At 42.2% G+C, this 16,840-nt stretch carries 19 protein-coding genes and 2 tRNA genes; 12 read left to right on the forward strand and 9 right to left on the reverse strand.

All coding sequences use genetic code 11. The features are described 5' to 3' along the window. The first annotated feature begins 47 nt into the window (after positions 1 to 47). Entirely contained in the window at positions 48 to 1,457 is a 1,410-nt protein-coding gene (locus FTU05_RS09280) for an FAD-binding oxidoreductase (protein ID WP_180108829.1), read from the forward strand. A gap of 70 nt (positions 1,458 to 1,527) precedes the next feature. Here the strand turns inward: FTU05_RS09280 and FTU05_RS09285 are convergent, their stop codons facing one another. The 8 genes from FTU05_RS09285 to hisB all read right to left on the reverse strand — a co-directional run bounded on the left by FTU05_RS09285 (position 1,528) and on the right by hisB (position 8,029). Then, positions 1,528 to 2,442, reverse strand: a complete 915-nt coding sequence (locus tag FTU05_RS09285) for a DMT family transporter (protein ID WP_180165090.1) — start codon at positions 2,440 to 2,442, stop codon at positions 1,528 to 1,530. Positions 2,443 to 2,511: 69 nt separating this feature from the next. Next, positions 2,512 to 3,243 (reverse strand): 1-(5-phosphoribosyl)-5-[(5-phosphoribosylamino)methylideneamino]imidazole-4-carboxamide isomerase, encoded by a 732-nt coding sequence (gene hisA, locus FTU05_RS09290; protein WP_078190493.1) that lies wholly within the window; start codon positions 3,241 to 3,243, stop codon positions 2,512 to 2,514. 193 nt (positions 3,244 to 3,436) lie between these two features. Further along, a complete protein-coding gene (locus FTU05_RS09295) occupies positions 3,437 to 4,201 on the reverse strand; it encodes a hypothetical protein (protein WP_180165092.1) in 765 nt (254 codons plus the stop codon). Positions 4,202 to 4,634: 433 nt separating this feature from the next. Continuing rightward, a complete protein-coding gene (locus FTU05_RS09300; RefSeq protein WP_180165094.1) occupies positions 4,635 to 5,300 on the reverse strand; it encodes a 3'-5' exonuclease in 666 nt (221 codons plus the stop codon). 175 nt (positions 5,301 to 5,475) lie between these two features. After that, complete coding sequence (locus tag FTU05_RS09305; protein WP_180002795.1) at positions 5,476 to 5,949, reverse strand: DUF805 domain-containing protein; 474 nt, start codon at positions 5,947 to 5,949, stop codon at positions 5,476 to 5,478. Between the two features lie 229 nt (positions 5,950 to 6,178). Then, on the reverse strand, positions 6,179 to 6,688 hold the full coding sequence (locus tag FTU05_RS09310; protein WP_180165096.1) for a DUF805 domain-containing protein: 510 nt from the start codon (positions 6,686 to 6,688) through the stop codon (positions 6,179 to 6,181). A 130-nt stretch (positions 6,689 to 6,818) separates the two neighbouring features. Continuing rightward, positions 6,819 to 7,436 carry an imidazole glycerol phosphate synthase subunit HisH gene (gene hisH / locus FTU05_RS09315; RefSeq protein ID WP_078193147.1) on the reverse strand — a complete coding sequence of 206 codons (618 nt, stop codon included), beginning with the start codon at positions 7,434 to 7,436 and terminating at the stop codon, positions 6,819 to 6,821. Further along, positions 7,436 to 8,029 (reverse strand): imidazoleglycerol-phosphate dehydratase HisB, encoded by a 594-nt coding sequence (gene hisB, locus FTU05_RS09320; protein WP_078190487.1) that lies wholly within the window; start codon positions 8,027 to 8,029, stop codon positions 7,436 to 7,438. The genes hisH and hisB overlap by 1 nt, the downstream gene beginning before the upstream one ends. A gap of 98 nt (positions 8,030 to 8,127) precedes the next feature. On the opposite strand from hisB, the gene FTU05_RS09325 reads away from it, so the two are divergent. The 10 genes from FTU05_RS09325 to FTU05_RS09370 all read left to right on the forward strand — a co-directional run bounded on the left by FTU05_RS09325 (position 8,128) and on the right by FTU05_RS09370 (position 14,962). Further along, the gene (locus tag FTU05_RS09325) at positions 8,128 to 8,517 is read left to right on the forward strand and encodes a GNAT family N-acetyltransferase (RefSeq protein WP_078190486.1); all 390 of its coding nucleotides are present in this window, start codon (positions 8,128 to 8,130) and stop codon (positions 8,515 to 8,517) included. A 207-nt stretch (positions 8,518 to 8,724) separates the two neighbouring features. Then, positions 8,725 to 8,800, forward strand: a tRNA-Phe gene (locus FTU05_RS09330). A gap of 137 nt (positions 8,801 to 8,937) precedes the next feature. Continuing rightward, positions 8,938 to 9,013: transfer RNA gene (locus FTU05_RS09335), tRNA-Phe, on the forward strand. A 152-nt stretch (positions 9,014 to 9,165) separates the two neighbouring features. Beyond that, a complete protein-coding gene (locus FTU05_RS09340; RefSeq protein ID WP_257245672.1) occupies positions 9,166 to 9,606 on the forward strand; it encodes a hypothetical protein in 441 nt (146 codons plus the stop codon). Between the two features lie 30 nt (positions 9,607 to 9,636). Beyond that, positions 9,637 to 10,362, forward strand: a complete 726-nt coding sequence (locus tag FTU05_RS09345) for a hypothetical protein (protein ID WP_180165098.1) — start codon at positions 9,637 to 9,639, stop codon at positions 10,360 to 10,362. 105 nt (positions 10,363 to 10,467) lie between these two features. Next, the gene (locus FTU05_RS09350) at positions 10,468 to 11,202 is read left to right on the forward strand and encodes a class I SAM-dependent methyltransferase (RefSeq protein ID WP_180165100.1); all 735 of its coding nucleotides are present in this window, start codon (positions 10,468 to 10,470) and stop codon (positions 11,200 to 11,202) included. A gap of 193 nt (positions 11,203 to 11,395) precedes the next feature. Then, the gene (locus tag FTU05_RS09355; RefSeq protein WP_257222199.1) at positions 11,396 to 11,923 is read left to right on the forward strand and encodes a hypothetical protein; all 528 of its coding nucleotides are present in this window, start codon (positions 11,396 to 11,398) and stop codon (positions 11,921 to 11,923) included. Positions 11,924 to 12,115: 192 nt separating this feature from the next. Then, a complete protein-coding gene (locus FTU05_RS09360; RefSeq protein WP_180165102.1) occupies positions 12,116 to 12,865 on the forward strand; it encodes a hypothetical protein in 750 nt (249 codons plus the stop codon). Positions 12,866 to 12,944: 79 nt separating this feature from the next. Beyond that, positions 12,945 to 13,223, forward strand: coding sequence for a hypothetical protein (locus tag FTU05_RS09365; protein ID WP_078190480.1), 279 nt, complete (start codon positions 12,945 to 12,947; stop codon positions 13,221 to 13,223). A 377-nt stretch (positions 13,224 to 13,600) separates the two neighbouring features. After that, the gene (locus tag FTU05_RS09370) at positions 13,601 to 14,962 is read left to right on the forward strand and encodes a GGDEF domain-containing protein (RefSeq protein WP_180165103.1); all 1,362 of its coding nucleotides are present in this window, start codon (positions 13,601 to 13,603) and stop codon (positions 14,960 to 14,962) included. Between the two features lie 54 nt (positions 14,963 to 15,016). Here FTU05_RS09370 and FTU05_RS09375 read toward each other — a convergent pair whose 3' ends face one another. Beyond that, entirely contained in the window at positions 15,017 to 15,637 is a 621-nt protein-coding gene (locus FTU05_RS09375; RefSeq protein ID WP_180010565.1) for a hypothetical protein, read from the reverse strand. Positions 15,638 to 15,934: 297 nt separating this feature from the next. On the opposite strand from FTU05_RS09375, the gene tehB reads away from it, so the two are divergent. Further along, positions 15,935 to 16,807 (forward strand): SAM-dependent methyltransferase TehB, encoded by an 873-nt coding sequence (gene tehB, locus FTU05_RS09380; protein ID WP_180165105.1) that lies wholly within the window; start codon positions 15,935 to 15,937, stop codon positions 16,805 to 16,807. Positions 16,808 to 16,840 lie beyond the last annotated feature (33 nt).

Raw genomic sequence — 16,840 nt, forward strand, 5'->3', positions numbered from 1 at the left:
GCCTCTATAACGATTAAATAGAATTGATAAATAGGAATGTAAATAAAATGAATACAAAGCCAAAATTTGTAAATGATGTTGAATATAAAAACAGTGTCAATGTGCAAAGCGGTAAAGAGTGGAATTGGGTCAATCCTGTGCGTGGCAGTTTTGATTTTCCAGCCAATTACTATGAAAGCTCATTAAGCGCATGGCAGGCTTTTGATGCCCTTGATGCAGATATTGAGTGTGATGTGGTGGTGATTGGTGGTGGCTTATTGGGTGCGTCCACGGCACTGCATTTGGCAGAACAAGGTGTAGATACAGTATTGGTCGAAAAAAACCGTATTGGTAGTGCTGCATCGGGGCGTAATGGTGGGCAATTAACCCCAGGCCTGGCGCGTTGGGAAGCAGGGGAAATGATTGAGCACTTTAGTTATGAAGAGGCTAAACGCTTATGGCACTTCACTTCGACGGAGGCGATGTCTTTAATTGACCAAATTGCGCAGAACTATGATTTAGATCTACAACGCAAACATCAGCACATTACCGCAGCCGTACACCCAGGGCATTTGGTGGGTTTAACCGAAGGTGCAGATGCGCGTAAATATTTGGGTGAAGACCATACCCAGATTATGGGCAAGCACGAGTTGTTTGAGCATGTGAAATCGGAAAATTATTATGGCGGTTTACTCGATACCCTCGGCGGGCATATTCATCCTTTGGCTTTAAACCGTGGCCTTGCTTATGGTTTTAGTCAACAAGGTGGCAAAATTTATGAGCAAACCGAAGTGCTGTCGGTGGATGAGCGTGAAGATGGGATTTATGTGACGACTACTGGCGGTGTGATTAAAGCACGTAAGAGCGCCGTGATTGGGGTACATCATGCCTCATTTAAACTGCTGCAAAGCCATAATCAAACCACCATTCCATTTTATACTTATGTGTGTACCACAGCGCCCTTAGAGCTCGATCTTGCTGAAATTCTGCCGAGCGATGCACCTGTGTACGATACACAGTTCCAAATTGATTATTATCGCGGGGTATCTAAAAACCGTTTGCTGTTTGGCGGTGAAGGGACGGGTTCTTGCTGGACGCCTGAAAAAACCCATGATTATTTACTGAGCCGAATCAAGCATGTGTTCCCGCAATTGAAACAGGTTGAGCTGGATTTTGTTTGGAGTGGCACCACAGATTTAACCATGAATGGCGCAGCCGATAGCCGTAAGTCCGATGGGAAATATCCGATTTATGCCGTGCAAGGCTGGAGTGGTCATGGTGTGGCGCAAACCGTGCGTATAGGCAAAGCCATTGCCGATGATTTTTGTGGCAATGCCGATGATTTTAAAATGCTCACCAGTATTCAGCATCAGGACATTTTGTTTGGTCGCGCACTTGCACCGATGGTGATTCCAATGGCGAAAACCGCTTATGGGCTGGGGGCTATGGTCAATCCGGGCAAGATGGTGTCCTTCTAAATTTAAGCCTCCTTTATTTATGAAGGGTATCATGCAAAACAGCCCTCGTCGTTGAGGGCTGTTTTGAGGGTTAAGATATTTCTTCTGTAGTTTTATCTATATTTTTCTTTAACCATTTCGGCCGCCATTCACTCACAATCACACCGAGAACCACGCAAAGCCCGCCAATAAAGGCGAGCGGTGTTAAGCGTTCACCGGCAAGTCGCCCAATGATCGCGGCCCAAACCGGTTCACCTGCATAGATGATTGCTGCCTGTGCAGGGTCAACCATGCGCTGCGCCCAGTTCATGACCAGTTGAATCACGGCGCTGGCTAGCCCCAATCCGCAGAGTACAGCGATTAATGGCCATTCAAATTTTGGCAAAGTGGTTTCACCCACCAGTGGCGCAAAGCAAAAACAGAACAGAGAGGCAAATGCCAACTGTAGAACCGTCACTCTGCGCAGATTGACACGGGGTGCAAAATAACTGATCAAGATAATTTCAAAGGCAATGGCAATCGACCCGAGCAGCGTAATGATTTGTCCGAAATTGAGCTGAATGGCGCCAAAACCATTACCAGTTAAAAAGACCAAACCGACAAAAGCCAAACTTACACCTAGCCATGTCATCAGATGTGGTTTATGCCGAAAACACAGCCACATAAAAATCGGAACCAGCGGTACATACAGCGCAGTTAAAAAAGCCGATTCGCTGCTGCTGATACTTTGCAAGCCGACTGTTTGCGTCGCATAGCCGATCGCAATTACCACGCCAATACTTGCGCCCGCAATGACATCGTATTGAGAAAAATGTCTAAGATATTTGAGCGATAACAGACTCACAGCCAGAGTCGCTGCGGCAAAACGTAGACCGACAAACAGCACTGGACTGCTAAAATTTAAACCGTATTGCACGGTGATAAAACTGGCGCCCCAAATCATGGTAATCAGGATGAGTGTGAGCTGCGGAAACTTGGCTTTCCAAGCAGATTGGACGGTTGGCATGTGTATTTGATTGTTCGAAGAGGAGAAATAAAAAAAGAGGCCCGAAGACCTCTTTTCTGCTCGGGAAAATTACAAGCTTTGTTGATCAAGCAGTAATTGAGCTTCACGAAGGTTCAATGTGCCTTCATAAATTGCACGACCGGTAATCGCACCTAAAATACCCGGTTGGCCTTTTAAGTTACGCACGTCGTCAAGGTTGGTCACGCCACCCGATGCAATAACAGGTAAGCCTGAATACGTTGCAAGGTTAACGGTTTGTTCAACGTTCACACCTTGCATCATGCCATCACGTGCGATGTCGGTGTAGACAATACTTGATACGCCAGCATCTGCAAAGCGTTTTGCCAAATCAGTGGCTTTCACGTCAGTGACATTTGCCCAACCATCTGTTGCCACCATGCCATTCATGGCATCGATACCGACAATGATATGGCCTGCAAATTTTTTACACGCTTCTTCAACAAATTCAGGTTCTTTTACCGCTTTGGTACCAATGATGACAAACGAGACGCCTGCATCAAGGTAGTGTTCAATGGTTTCAAGAGAGCGGATACCACCACCAATTTGAATTGGCAATTCAGGCTGTGCTTTAGCAATCGCTTCAACCACAGGCTTATGAATCGGTGTACCAGCGAAAGCACCGTTTAAATCTACCAAATGTAAGCGACGCGCGCCTTCATTTACCCAATGCTGTGCAGTTGCCACTGGATCGTCAGAAAATACGGTATCGTCTTCCATACGACCTTGTTTTAAACGGACACATTTGCCATCTTTCAGGTCAATTGCAGGGATGATCAGCATGCTTTCGCTCCTTGCTCAATCAAATTAAGAATAAATTTGTGCCTAATCTTATCAAATAAACGGCTATTCACTAAATGGTAATATCAGAATTGATGAATTAAAAAAGCCTGACATGTGTCAGGCCAGTGCAAATAGAGGATTGGATTTTATTCTTGGTCTATAAAAATGCGCTGTGTATTAGTGTTTTTAGTCATTAAACATAAGCGGTTGTTTGTAATAAATCGCTGTTTACGGATTGAAGTAAGCTACCGACATCGTATAAGCCTTGATTGAGGGCTGTGGTACTTTCACCGACCACTTGAACGAGATCACCGACTACAGGAAGTTCAGTGGCAATCGATGTAATCGGTGCAATGTCATCCAGTAAGGCATCTAAAGTGCCTGAAACATCTTGCACGACACTACCCACACTTGCTAAAGGATCGTTCAGGACGGATGTTAATAATTCGGTAGGATCAATACTGGCTACATAGTCGCCCGTTTCAGCCAACAAGCCAGTTAAATTACCCGTAGTTTCGCCTACTGCATCCAATAGACCGCCCAACAATGGCAGGTCAGAAAGTACATCTGTGATTGGTGCAGCCACACCACTGAGATGATCAACCAAACTTGCAACTTCAGTCACAGTTTGACCGACCACCCCAGTTACGCCATTGAGAGCGGTCTGTACACCGCCGAGAAGATCACCTGTCGCTAGTTGATCGGCTACCGCATGTAAGCCATCACCTAAGGTGCCGACTAACTGATTTTCAACTGCGAGTACTTTTTCGATGGTCCCACCAATGAGCGGAAGCTCAGTCAGTGCATCCGTTAAGGGCGCTGTTAAGCTACTTACGGTCTCTAATACGCTGTCTACTGTATCCAAAACAGTATTTAAAACCAGTCCAACTGCTTTACTGATCCCTTGTAAAGTCAGGCTGAGTACACCGCTGATTTTTCCTGTAAATAAGTTCAACATGTCAGATTCTCCAAGTTTTTAAATTATGATGTGTTATGTATTTGGCAGATTTGTTTTAGCAAAAGGGGACTGATGAAAACAAATTATGAAAGTATAGAATGAATGAGATAAATCATGTAATTCTGCTAGAAAATCTAGAGAGATCAAAATCTTAGTCGAATAAAAATATAAATGTGTATTAATGTAATTAAAATGAGTTAAATCAAAGATATAAATGTACTTAAAAGGTGCGATTTTATTTTTTTTAGACTGTGCTGTGACTATTTTTAAGGCAATAAGGTACTGTTCAAATCTTTAGCGCAAATAAACTGCAAATTCATTGGCACTCTTCAGCCGATCTTTGCACTTGGTCTTGCCATAGATTGGGGCAATATCCAGTTACAGAGCGGTTACATCGCTGAATATAATTTAAATCATTAAAATAATTAAGGGTTTATAATTTCATGTGCGGACGAATTCTTAGTTTGAGGGAGGTATTGGGAATGGTTTTAGGTAATAAGCCGCGTTGTAATAATTCTTCAAAGACCAAAACAGGGGCATAGGCATCGGCAGCGGCATAACGAATTTGTTCCGGATTTAAGCGCTTTTTGGCCCAATTCGAGGTACTGACCGATTTAGATTTTGGAAAATTCACACGAAAAAGCAGTGCCATGGCATTTTTTAAACCGACGGGTTGGCTTAAGCCAAAAGAAGCAAAGCACTTGGAGAGTTCCAACACACTATTCAGTTCGATGCCATTTTTACGAAATAAATGCGCATCATTTTTTAAGCCAAATCCCACTTTAATTTGATCACGATTACTCAAGATTGGTCTTAAAAAATCCCAAGTGCATTCGTTCATTTGAAACAACCACGCCTGTTGCGCCGTCGCAAGTTGGATTAAATGTGGACCGGTAGAGACCTCACCTTTACGAAAAGTCGGCTTAGATTCAGAGTCGAAACCGAATAAGGCAGTCGTCTGCAATTCATCGGCCCAGTGTTGGCATTGTTCTGCATTGTGAATGACATGGATCTGCTCTGGCACTAAATTTTGGAACAATGGAAAATTTTTAATCTGTTCTTTTGTTGGTAAAATAGGTGTCAGTAGAGCATCAGTCATTGTGATTTAATTCAAAGGCTTGTTGTTGCAGCCTAGAGCGTTTAGTAGGGAAATGCAAATACCGAGATGTGGCGTTGAGCATGAGCCATTGACTCACTTGCCTGTCATAGCGCGTTGCTATGACAGTGACGAGGGCACTTAAACACAGTGGACCAAGAGGTTTAAAGACAGTAACTTAAAACAGAAAACGCGCAGTAAATAATACATTTACCAAGATCAGTAAGAATAAACCGATAAAGAGAAAGGCGAGAACCACCTCCCATGTTTTGGATTCACGTGGCTCACCATATTGATTGGCATTTGCAGACCCCGGGATGAGCATCAGCGCAATGCACATGACGATATTGAGCAACGGAATCAGCTCTAAGAGTGCAAACCAGCCTGAGAGATTAAAGTCATGCAAACGACGCACTGAAAAAATCATCAAAGGGATCAGCATTAAAACATTTAGGATAAATCCAATCACTTGCGTCATTGGATTTTCAGCGTGAGCTATTAGGGCATTGAGAGTATTGGGCATCATGCTGACAATCAGCAGCATCAGTATGCTTAGCATGAGGCCATAGAAGACATTCCAACCGATAAATGACATGCGATTAAAGCGACCGTCACGGTTCCAGCCAGAGTTTATATTGGGTGAATTATTCATATTAAATGATCTTAAATTATCGTAAAAAGTATTGTTATCATTCATTTTTAGCCGCAAAAAATTGAGCTAAAAACGACATAAAAATGTGAAAAAGTACAGGATTTGATCCTGTACCAAAAAAGCGCGTTGATTATAAAGGTAAAGTACAAAAAAAGCCCACTTGTGTGAGCTTGTTTGAGTAGATGTATTGCTGTTTAGAGCGATCTAGGCGGCATCTAATGATTTATCATTATTGTTGTTGAATCGTGGTTTGTTGAGAGCGGATCACATAGTTTTGGTAAGACGGAATCATGATCGCAGCAAGTATCCCGACTATAAACACCATGATATACAAAACAGCCAGCACTGTTTCCCAGCCTTTGGTCGGGCGTGGTTGTCCAAAGCTATTACTACCGCTATTACCCGGTGCAAATAACACATAGAGCGCAAACAATATATTCACTACAGGAACTAAGATCAGCAGTGCAAGCCATCCTGAATGGTCTCGGTCATGTAAACGACGGATTAAGAAAATGACGCTGTAATAAATGACGATGGCATACATGATAAAGAAAATAATCATGAGTGGCGTTGACATAGCACCCTCAGTCAGCGCATTTTGCGCACCGGGTATGAGCAGGCCGACCACAACAGCAATTAGCGTAAAAATAATGCCGAGAAGTAGATTCCATGCAAGATATGCGCGACGGCTAAAGCGACCACTGGCTTGGGTCGGTGAGTCAGATGTGAAGGTATTCATTATTATTCCTAGGCGTTGGTATTTTTATAAGTAGGCAAATTCTAAAATGAATATGTAGAAAATAAAAGGATGAAAAATAAACTGTACAAAAAAGCCCACAAGGAGCGGGCTTTTTTGCGGTGAAGGAATTTTAAATATCCCATTCCACAAAGTTTTTCAGCAATTGCAGACCGGCTGTATGACTTTTTTCTGGGTGAAATTGTGTCGCAAACAAGTTTTCCTTGTGAATTGCGGTACAAAATTCCAAACCATAGTCACAGGTAGCAGCGACAATGCTTGAATCTTGCGGCTCTACATAGAAGCTATGTACGAAATAGAAACGTGCATCTTGCTCAATGTTTTTCCACATCGGGTGGCTAGGGTCTGCCTGATGCACTTGGTTCCAGCCCATGTGCGGCACTTTTAATCCCTCTACGTCAGGAAAGCGTTTAACCGAACCTTCAAAAATACCCAATGCATCTGCACCGCCATTTTCTTCGGAATGCTGCATTAGGGCTTGCATACCGACACAGATCGCAAGCACAGGTTTATTAAATGCCGCTTTACGGACCACTTCATCAATGCCTGCATCATGCATGCCTTGCATACAGTCACGCATTGCTCCCACACCGGGGAACACAATTTTATCTGCTTGTGCAATCAGCTTAGGATCATTGGTGACATCAACAGTTGCGCCCACGTGTTCGAGGGCTTTTGCTGCTGAGTGAAGATTTCCCATGCCATAGTCAAGAAGGGCAATACGGGTCATTACAATGTTCCTTTGGTAGACGCAACAGTATTTTCGGCACGCGGGTCAACTTCACACGCCATACGTAATGCACGGGCAAAGGCTTTAAATACGCTTTCAATTTGGTGGTGGCTGTTTTTACCTTTTAGGTTGTCGATGTGCAGCGTCATTAACGCATGGTTCACAAAACCTTGGAAAAATTCAGAGAAAAGATCCACATCAAAAGTCCCGATGCGCGCGCGAGTGAATGGAATATCCATCCAAAGACCCGGACGGCCAGATAAATCCACCACAACACGACTCAGTGATTCATCGAGCGGCGCATAGAAGTGACCGTAGCGACGTAAGCCTTTTTTATTGCCCAGTGCTTGAGCAAAGGCTTGGCCAAGTGTAATCCCACAGTCTTCTACGGTATGATGATCGTCAATTTCAAGATCGCCATCACAATGAATATCAATATCAAACAGACCATGTCGCTTGATTTGATCAATCATATGATCTAAAAATGGAACACCAGTGTTTAAAGTGCCTTGACCAGTACCATCAAGATTCACACGAACTCGAATTTTGGTTTCGTTGGTGTTTCTTACCACTTCACTGATACGATCTGTCATAGACACGTTCCTCAAATACGTCAAAATGATTGATGTAAAAAATATTTTCGCTGTGACGAAAAGTCACCGCATATTAGATTGCTCAGGAGGGTTTATCAATGCCTATTACCGTACATGCCTATACTTCTTTGGAAAATGATGAAGTGCGCAGCCAGCTTGAGCGACTGTATGACACCAGCCCTGAGTTTAGCGACGGTTCCGATGCGATTGAACAACTTGAGCAGAACTTAGCTCAGTATACCTTAGTTTATACTGCAGAATTTAATACAAAATTGATTGGTGCGATTTGGTGTACAGGCCAAGGTGAAAGCAAAACCCTTGAATATATTGTGGTACACCCTGCAAATCGTGGGCGTGGTGTTGCAGAGCGCTTGGTCAGTGAGGCCACCCGTATGGAAGAAGAAAAAGGGGTGAAAACTTTTGAACCAGGTTGTGGCGCGATCCACCGCTGTTTGGCACACATTGGAAAAATTACTGCGGCTGAATAACCTGCCCTCCAATAATAAAGCAGCCATTGAGCTGCTTTTTTGTTGGATAAATACAGTTTCGTCACTGTAATTTCAGCTGTGGAAATTTGAAATCACTCAAAAAATAAGCAAATAGTGTGAAATATTGATTTAAAAATAAACATTTGCACAAAAAAGCGCAACGGATGCTTGACGCCATGAGACTGAAATTGTTTAATACGCCCCATCGGCGTGATAGCTCAGTAGGTAGAGCAACGGATTGAAAATCCGTGTGTCCCCAGTTCGATCCTGGGTCTCGCCACCATATTCAAAACTGATTTTTCAGTTTATCAATCCCTGATCCCATCAGGGATTTTTTTTGCCTAAAAAATATGCATACGAAAAATATTTTTATAAATATGATTGACTAATTAACTGAGATGCGGCTTAATACACCGCATCGGCGTGATAGCTCAGTAGGTAGAGCAACGGATTGAAAATCCGTGTGTCCCCAGTTCGATCCTGGGTCTCGCCACCATATTCGAAAAAACCTCAAACCATTGTTTGAGGTTTTTTTTCGTCTGCTGTTTTTCAGGTGTTGATATTTCGCACAGTTTAACTGCTACAATCCATGCCAGATGATGAGCCCAATGGCTATAAGAAAATTATTAAAAAATAAGGGTTAAGGTTGTGAAGAAAATATTATTTCCTGTTTTGATCGGTATGAGTGTCTTGCTGAGCGCATGTGGTGGCGGGGGCGGCAGTAATGTCGATTCTTCCTATTCTAAAACCATTATTCAAAATGGTGTGACCTATGAATGTAAAAGTGAAAATGCAGCAGCGCTTTGTGATAATGGCAATTGTTCTTCTTGTGAATCATCGCTCGATAAAATAATCACAGCATCATGCAGCACCAGTATTTCCGCAGGGCAAACAATTTTTGCCGTGACCAAAACGGGCTGTGTATCCAATATGAAATCGGGCAGCAGAATAACTGCAGCATGTGATAATGGTCTGCTTAAATTAAAAGTTGGATCTAACTTTAGCTTAAATCAGGTGATTAACACGGGTACGACGATGAGCTCTGGTGAATATATTGTCGGCACAGAAGTGCTCCGCTGTAGGCTTTAATCAAATGAACATAGATTCGTGGAGTGACAGTTGAAGCGACTTCAATATGCGGCGATTGGACTGCTCTGTTTTGCACTGGGCTATATTGCGGCATCGTGGAATGACCAACCAAGCTTGACGTCGCCGCCACCTGAGCACTCGCTTGTAACTTTGGCGACGAGTAATCCTGTGGCACTCTTGGCTTTAGATCAAGATGCCTCGGATCAACCTCATTCTAAAGATATACAGCAACAACTCAAAAGCCAACATCGTCAGCTAAAGAGCATTATTCAGCAGACTTCAGATCAACAATTGGGGCAATATTTACAGCAGGCATTTCCCAATTACAGTTTTGCAGGGATTCAAAATAAGCAACAATTTGCGCAGCAGATGTTAGACGAATTTCTACAAGCCAAAAATGATCCGCATCAGCGATTGGCAGGGCAAGCGTATGTGACAGATCAATCACAGTTAGATGTAGATAGTGTCTTGCCTCGTGAAATCTATGTCACACAGCCGTTGTATGCACATTTTGATACCATGGGTAAAGTTCCAAACAATATGCAAGTCATGGTGCGTTGGACGCATCATGATAGCGGTGAAGTGCTGCTCTTTACGCCACGCAAAGTTAGTGAGCAACAGCAACAAAACTGGGTGAGTTTCTATCCCATGACTGGATGGAAAACTGGTCATTATGATGTGAAATATTATCAAATGAATGATCAATTAAGCCCGATTGCGCAGGCCAGTTTTTATATACAGCACGTGATTGAGTAAATGATAGAAGCTCACATTTTATCGCTGAAGTTGTGACTTAAATGCTAGTTCCTGCCCCTAAAAATTCGATTAAACTGATAAAAAAATAACCAATGAATTTCTACAATGAAAGACCTTTTCTCTACAGGGAGTGCGCTGTATCAACAATCACGTCCAAGTTATTCTGCTGAAGTCGTCGATAGCATCTTGCAGCATGTTGCCGTGCGTGAACTGGCATGGGACTGTGGTGCAGGTTCAGGTCAATTTACCAAAGGTTTGGCACCCTATTTTCAACAGGTTTTAGCGACAGATCTGAGTGCTGAACAATTGGCACAAGCACCCAATTTAGACAATGTGCGTTATGAGCAAGCTAGCGCCGAACATTGTCCGCTTGCAGACCATTCAGTGGATTTAATCACAGTCGCGCAAGCGATTCATTGGTTCGATTTTGCTGCATTTTATGCAGAAGTACGACGCGTATTGAAACCCCAAGGTCATATCGCCATTGTGGGTTATGGTCTGATTCAATTTGAACACGCGGAATTGAACCAGCTTTTACAGGATCTGTATTTTGTCACATTAAAAGGCTATTGGGATGCTGAACGTTGTTACATCGACGAAGAATATCGCAGTATTCCGTTTCCATTTCAGGAGTTAGCGACACCTCAGCTGTTTTTAAATTACAGGTGGAGTTCACAGCAAATTTTGGACTATTTGCAAACATGGTCTGGGTTAAAACATTATCAACAGCAACATCCGACACTTCAACCATGTGCAGCTTTGCACGACTTCTTTAGCCGTCATCCGCAGCAAGAGTTTGCTTTGTCATTTCCTGTGCTGTTAAGAATTGGAACAGTATAAAAAAGAAAAAGCAGTGGTAATGCAGATAGGTAAAGGATGATATCTCAAGTCCAGAATGAGCAACGTGAGGTTTAAACTAGCTGTGCTATCCTGCCGTTTGTCGGGGTTAAATCTAGTGAGTTGATTAATTGCTGTACAATAATAGCAGTGTAAATTTTTTCAATCTTCTATTTTTAAATCTCTCGGAATAAACATGATGAATCTCCCTAAATCTGTCTCCGTTTTGGTTTTTGTTAGTACAGCAATGACGGCTATGAATACTTTGGCTGCGGAAAAAGCCACAACAAAAGCTGCGGACACCGAACAACAAGCCATTCAGATGCCTGCTTTAACCATTATGGCAGAGCGTGAAATGCGTGCAGAGACGGGCATTGTTGAGTACCAAGAGCAGGTGGATCGCCGTAAAGCCTTACAGCAACGGGTGATGCAACTTGAGCGCGATACTCAAAACAAAGGTGTCGATGCAACAATCGTGTCAAATATTGATATCTTACCTGCCACAGCAGTGCCAGATATGTCGAATTTATCGCCTTTGATGCAACAGCATGTTTTAAATATTGCCGCAGGTTTGCAGTCTTCTGACCCACGCAATGGTTTATATATTATGTTGCAACCCTTTGGGATCGACCGTAATGCGACCAATGTGCAAATCAGTCGTGAGCAAATCAATCTCGGAAACATCGACCGTCAGTTAAATACCAATCCGATCAAGACCCCATAATCGAATACATCTCTACAGCAAATTGAAGGCGAAAATTCATGTTTTATCCATGAATTTTCGTTTTGATGACATGCGCAATTTAAGACTTTCTATATTGATGATTTCAAATAGCCTCCTTAAAAAGCATGGCTATTTTATCGTCAATCTTCAAACTTTTGGTTAAACTGAATAAAAGGGCATTCGGAGCTCATTATGCCGCGTATCTTTGTTGTCTTGGCCAGTGCTACGGTATTGGTCTTTGGATGGATGTTTTATCAATATTCAGTACAGCAAAAAGAAGCTGTGCAACTCTCGACCTATGAAACGGTTTTGCGCGAAAAAACCGAGCAAATTTTTCAGCAAGCTCAGCACTGGGAAGAACCGATACAACTTAATGTGACAGATGCACGGCTAACGGGTGATTATAAAATCATGTCGGATTTTATTTTGAGCCAAATGCTGCAGCGTGCAGAAGCGCGAAATCAATATATTCGTGATCTTAAAGCACTGAATTGGGATAAATTTCTCGACATCGATCGCTTGTTGCAAGATAAAAAAAACCAATATCAAGAGACTGAGCAAATGCTGCAACAGGTGCATGCAGTAGTCGATGCTTATGAGCAAAAAACCACACAGCAAGAGGAAAATGGTTTAGCTCAGGCCAAACAGTTGGCGGTCAAACAGGTGTTTCGTCAGCAAATTGCCCAGAGTTTAAGAGACAGTCGTGATAGTGATGAGTCGCATGCTTTATTTGAGTTAGAAAAGCAAAGCTTGGCGAAGGCTGATGAGCTCTTTGCTGTGCTGAAAGCCAATAAATGGGAAAAGAAAAATAAATTATTTATGTTCTATGAAGATGCGCCTTTAAAGCAGTTTAATCAGCTTTATACAGAGATGTTAGAGCTCAATGCGCAAATGGATGAGATTCGCCAAAAGAACCGTTCAGAGTTGAAACAAAAGCTTTAACTGACTGTCATCACTCTTTCAAATTTGCGCGATAAAGTGGCTTTTAGCAGGGTTTTACATCATATAGAGGTCCATGCTCATGCGAGCTATTCAGATTTTTGATGATATTCAGCAGGTCTATATCGACTTTATCGCAAACCGCCAATATCCACGTTTGGAAAGTCTAAACAATTGGGGCAAGAACCGGTTTTTCTTCAGTCAGTATTTTCGCATGATTGAAGATTGGCATCTGACTGAACAGATTGTGATTGAATTTAATCAACAATTTTATAGTTTGGATACAGGGACGGCGCCTGACTTTATGGATCAAGATAAATACATGGCTTGGTTGATGGAACAATTACAAATATTAAAATAAGTCCTTTTCATTCAAATTATTCAGCACAGCTTCGAGACATGTTATGCAATTCAAAGCCATCCTTTAGCGGATGGCTTTTTTTGTTGCTATCGAGCATCATTTTGGGAACTGAGTTCCGAACTAGCATGAATAACGCAAAAAACATTGGCTTTAAAACAGTCTTCGATTGTTTAAATTGCAAATTTAATACAACTATTAATCAATAGTGTGACTTAAATCACTTAAAATACGCCGAAAATTTAAACATAAATTTTTAGCCAGCAGCCCATATCGCATAAGAAGCTGAGCTGTATTGAACTTGCAAGCATTCTAACCTTAGACCGATTGGCTTTGAATGAAAGGTTTATCGCCATTTTTAGAGACGATTTTTTTAGCGTATGAAAAAATTAATACTGCTATGGCTTGCCATATGTGCGGTTTCATTGGTGTCGATAGGCTATACCTATGAATTATTTATTAGCCCTGTTTGGGTGGTAAATGCATTCGCGGCCTATGGCATGATTTTAATGCGGAAGCATTTAAGCCACGACTTACTGATCGTGCTCTATGCTTTTAGTGCGATCTTTGTGGCCTCGCTGATGGTCGATCCCGCCAAAACTTTAGAAGATAAATTTCTCCTGTGTGCGATTTCGGCATTTCAAATTTGGGTATTTATTAAAGCCTATTTGGCACTGAGCCATTTAAAAAAGCGCCGCTTTAAACGAACCTTGATGCTAACTGTTCCGAGTATCGTGAGTGCTTTTGCAGGCAGTCTCTTGTTTGTGGCGTGCTTTCAGATGGACAACCAATACTTTGCCTTTGTTGATTATTTTCTAGAGCAATTTGCAACAAGTTTGGCTGTGGTGTGTTTATTATTTGGTGTTCAGCGCTGGATGAATGTACCGTGGATAGATTATGGCTATCTGATCGTGGCATTGGCCGTGCAATATGTGATCTCAAATGATCAGATCTTCTATGCCTGCATGGTCTTGCCTTTATTGATGTGTTATTACGCGATCAAATACGACCTCAAAACTTTTTGCTGGCTGATTGGTATAATGACGCTGATCTGTGGCTGGTATGGTGCCATGCCATTGGCTGGGGAATATTGGTCAGATGCACAGGTACATATGCTCTCGCGGATCAGTTCTTATCGTTTGGCATTGGGTATTTATCTGATCATTTTTCTGTTTATTTGTGAGCTGTATGCACGAAATAAACGCCTATATTTGGCTTTGCAACGTGTAAGTTTTTGCGATGAGTTGACGGGGCTGAAAAATCGCCATGCCTTTAAAGAACAAATATTTATAGAAGGCTCGGTTGATAAAGGCTGTGTCATTTTGCTCGATGTCGATAATTTTAAAAAAATTAATGATCAATATGGGCACCAAATAGGGGACAGTGTTTTGGTGCATTTGGCAAAAATCTTAAAAAATTGTAGTCCACGCGCGAGTTTTATCAGTCGCTGGGGCGGTGAAGAATTTTTAATTTTGCTCGAAGGTGCCGATTTGGAGCAGGGTAAAATGTTGTGTGAAACAATTTTGGAACGCTGCGAACATGTACCGTTTCGAAAAGATCAATTAAGGCTAGATGTCAGCTTTAGTATGGGCTTGGCCGAGTTTCAACAGTTGAGTTTGTCTAATTACTCCACGACTTTACAACATGTCGATGCCTGCCTATATCAGGCGAAATCACAAGGGAAAAATCAGTTTGTTTATCAAAAGATTATTCCGTTGGCAGAAAGCAGTATTGCAGTCTAAATGGGCAAAAAAAAGATGCCGTGAAGGCATCTTTTTTTTGCATTTAATCAACGATTAAGCTGCTTTTTTGAACCAAGAAAAGAAACCTTTTTTCTCAGCTTTAGCTGCTTCAGCTTTTTTCTCTGCACATTTTTTAGCGCAGTCTTTTTTCGCTTCAGCTTTTACTTCTTCAGTTTTAGTTTCAACAGCTTCTTTTGCATCAGTTGCTTTTTCTACAGCTGCATCTTTTGCTTCAACAGTTTTTGCAACGACAGCATCTTTAGTTGCTACAGTTTTTGCTACAGTCGCGTCTTTTGCTGCAACAGTGTTCGCAACAACAGCGTCTTTAGCCGCTACAGTTTTTGCTACAGTTGCATCTTTTGCTGCAACTGCAGTTTCTTTAGTTGCTGCTGCTTTTTCTACAACTGCTTTTTTCATGTCAGCAGTTTTTGCTTTAGTGGTTTCTTTCACTGTTAAAGTTTTAGTTTGAGTCGCTTTTTCTGCAACAGCCACTTGAGTTTTAGCAGCATCTTTAGTTGCTTGAGCAGCAGCTACAGTTGCAGTTTTCGCTTGTGCAGCTTGAGCTTTTACAGCTTCAACAGCAGTCGCAGGTTTTTGTTCTACAGCAGTAGTTGCCATAGCAGAAGTTGTAGCAGCAACTAAAGCAACAGCTAAAGTAGTTTTGATCGCGTTCATAGTCATCACTCTATAAAACTTAGTTAAAATAAGGCATTGTAAATTTTATGCCTTATCAACAGCGCTTAGGTTATACGGCACAGAGTGGGGGATTCGATTGTGTGAATATTCCACCAATGTTACAAACGGATAACATGGTGTTACGCAGAAAAACAAACAAAAACAGCGTGCATTGCACAGCATTCGAAATTTTCAATTCAAAGCTGATTTAAAATCACTGTTAAAGCCGTTATGGTGAATATACATTTCCGCTATTGGTATGGCATAAAAATAACGTCGCATGAGGGATAACTACAGATGCAGCAGCTTATTTGTTATAAACAGCTCCCTGTGTGGACGCAGCAGTCGATTCCACAAGGTTTTAAACAACAGCACAATACCAAAGCAGGCACATGGGCAAAACTCACCGTGCTGAAAGGTGAAGTAAATTTTGCCATGTTAGATGCGTCTGGAAATATTCTTTCCACGCATGTATTTAGTCCAGACCAGCCACCACCGTTTATAGAACCGCAGGCGTGGCATAAGATTGTGTCTGCGAGTGATGATGTGCAATGTCAGTTAAGTTTTTATTGCTTAGCACAGGACTACTTTTATAAGAAGTATCAACTCAGCCCAACACATTCAGAAATTTTGGCTGCAACACCGTATTTGCATGGTGGACGTGCTTTGGATGTCGGCTGTGGGCAGGGACGTAATTCGCTGTACTTAAGTCAGCTGTCTGAGCAGCGTTTTGAGGTGGATGCATGGGATGTCAATCCACACAGTTTGCATAAGCTGCAAGAGGTGATTGCTGCGGAAGGCATTGAAAATATTTATGTACAGCAGCGTGATCTAAACGCTGACACAAGCATTACAGGTACATACGACTTTATTTGCTGTACCGTGGTGATGATGTTTTTAGAAGCCAAGACAGTGAAGCCACTGATTCAGCAGATGCAGCAAGCCACCAATGTTAATGGCTATAATCTGATTGTTTGCGCGATGGATACGCCTGATCTGCCTGCGCAGCCTGACTTTCCATTTAGCTTTAAAGCAGGGGAGTTAAGTGCTTTGTATGAGGGCTGGAACATTGTGAAATACAATGAAAATGTCGGGGAGTTGCATCGGGTGGATGAGCAAGGCAATCGGATTAAACAGCATTTTGCGACTTTGTTGGCGCAGAAAATTTAAGCCAAGAATTGTAGGATGTTGAGTTGAAGGATT

It is taken from the genome of Acinetobacter sp. YH12049, from assembly GCF_013419875.1.
Classification (GTDB): domain Bacteria; phylum Pseudomonadota; class Gammaproteobacteria; order Pseudomonadales; family Moraxellaceae; genus Acinetobacter; species Acinetobacter amyesii.

Excerpts from the sequence above, each read along its gene's own strand:
- FTU05_RS09280 (WP_180108829.1), top strand. The coding sequence starts at position 48 with ATGAATACAAAGCCAAAATTTGTAAATGATGTTGAATATAAAAACAGT.
- FTU05_RS09285 (WP_180165090.1), bottom strand. The coding sequence starts at position 2,442 with ATGCCAACCGTCCAATCTGCTTGGAAAGCCAAGTTTCCGCAGCTCACA.
- hisA (WP_078190493.1), bottom strand. The coding sequence starts at position 3,243 with ATGCTGATCATCCCTGCAATTGACCTGAAAGATGGCAAATGTGTCCGT.
- FTU05_RS09295 (WP_180165092.1), bottom strand. The coding sequence starts at position 4,201 with ATGTTGAACTTATTTACAGGAAAAATCAGCGGTGTACTCAGCCTGACT.
- FTU05_RS09300 (WP_180165094.1), bottom strand. The coding sequence starts at position 5,300 with ATGACTGATGCTCTACTGACACCTATTTTACCAACAAAAGAACAGATT.
- FTU05_RS09305 (WP_180002795.1), bottom strand. The coding sequence starts at position 5,949 with ATGAATAATTCACCCAATATAAACTCTGGCTGGAACCGTGACGGTCGC.
- FTU05_RS09310 (WP_180165096.1), bottom strand. The coding sequence starts at position 6,688 with ATGAATACCTTCACATCTGACTCACCGACCCAAGCCAGTGGTCGCTTT.
- hisH (WP_078193147.1), bottom strand. The coding sequence starts at position 7,436 with ATGACCCGTATTGCCCTTCTTGACTATGGCATGGGAAATCTTCACTCA.
- hisB (WP_078190487.1), bottom strand. The coding sequence starts at position 8,029 with ATGACAGATCGTATCAGTGAAGTGGTAAGAAACACCAACGAAACCAAA.
- FTU05_RS09325 (WP_078190486.1), top strand. The coding sequence starts at position 8,128 with ATGCCTATTACCGTACATGCCTATACTTCTTTGGAAAATGATGAAGTG.
- FTU05_RS09350 (WP_180165100.1), top strand. The coding sequence starts at position 10,468 with ATGAAAGACCTTTTCTCTACAGGGAGTGCGCTGTATCAACAATCACGT.
- FTU05_RS09355 (WP_257222199.1), top strand. The coding sequence starts at position 11,396 with ATGATGAATCTCCCTAAATCTGTCTCCGTTTTGGTTTTTGTTAGTACA.
- FTU05_RS09360 (WP_180165102.1), top strand. The coding sequence starts at position 12,116 with ATGCCGCGTATCTTTGTTGTCTTGGCCAGTGCTACGGTATTGGTCTTT.
- FTU05_RS09365 (WP_078190480.1), top strand. The coding sequence starts at position 12,945 with ATGCGAGCTATTCAGATTTTTGATGATATTCAGCAGGTCTATATCGAC.
- FTU05_RS09370 (WP_180165103.1), top strand. The coding sequence starts at position 13,601 with ATGAAAAAATTAATACTGCTATGGCTTGCCATATGTGCGGTTTCATTG.
- FTU05_RS09375 (WP_180010565.1), bottom strand. The coding sequence starts at position 15,637 with ATGAACGCGATCAAAACTACTTTAGCTGTTGCTTTAGTTGCTGCTACA.
- tehB (WP_180165105.1), top strand. The coding sequence starts at position 15,935 with ATGCAGCAGCTTATTTGTTATAAACAGCTCCCTGTGTGGACGCAGCAG.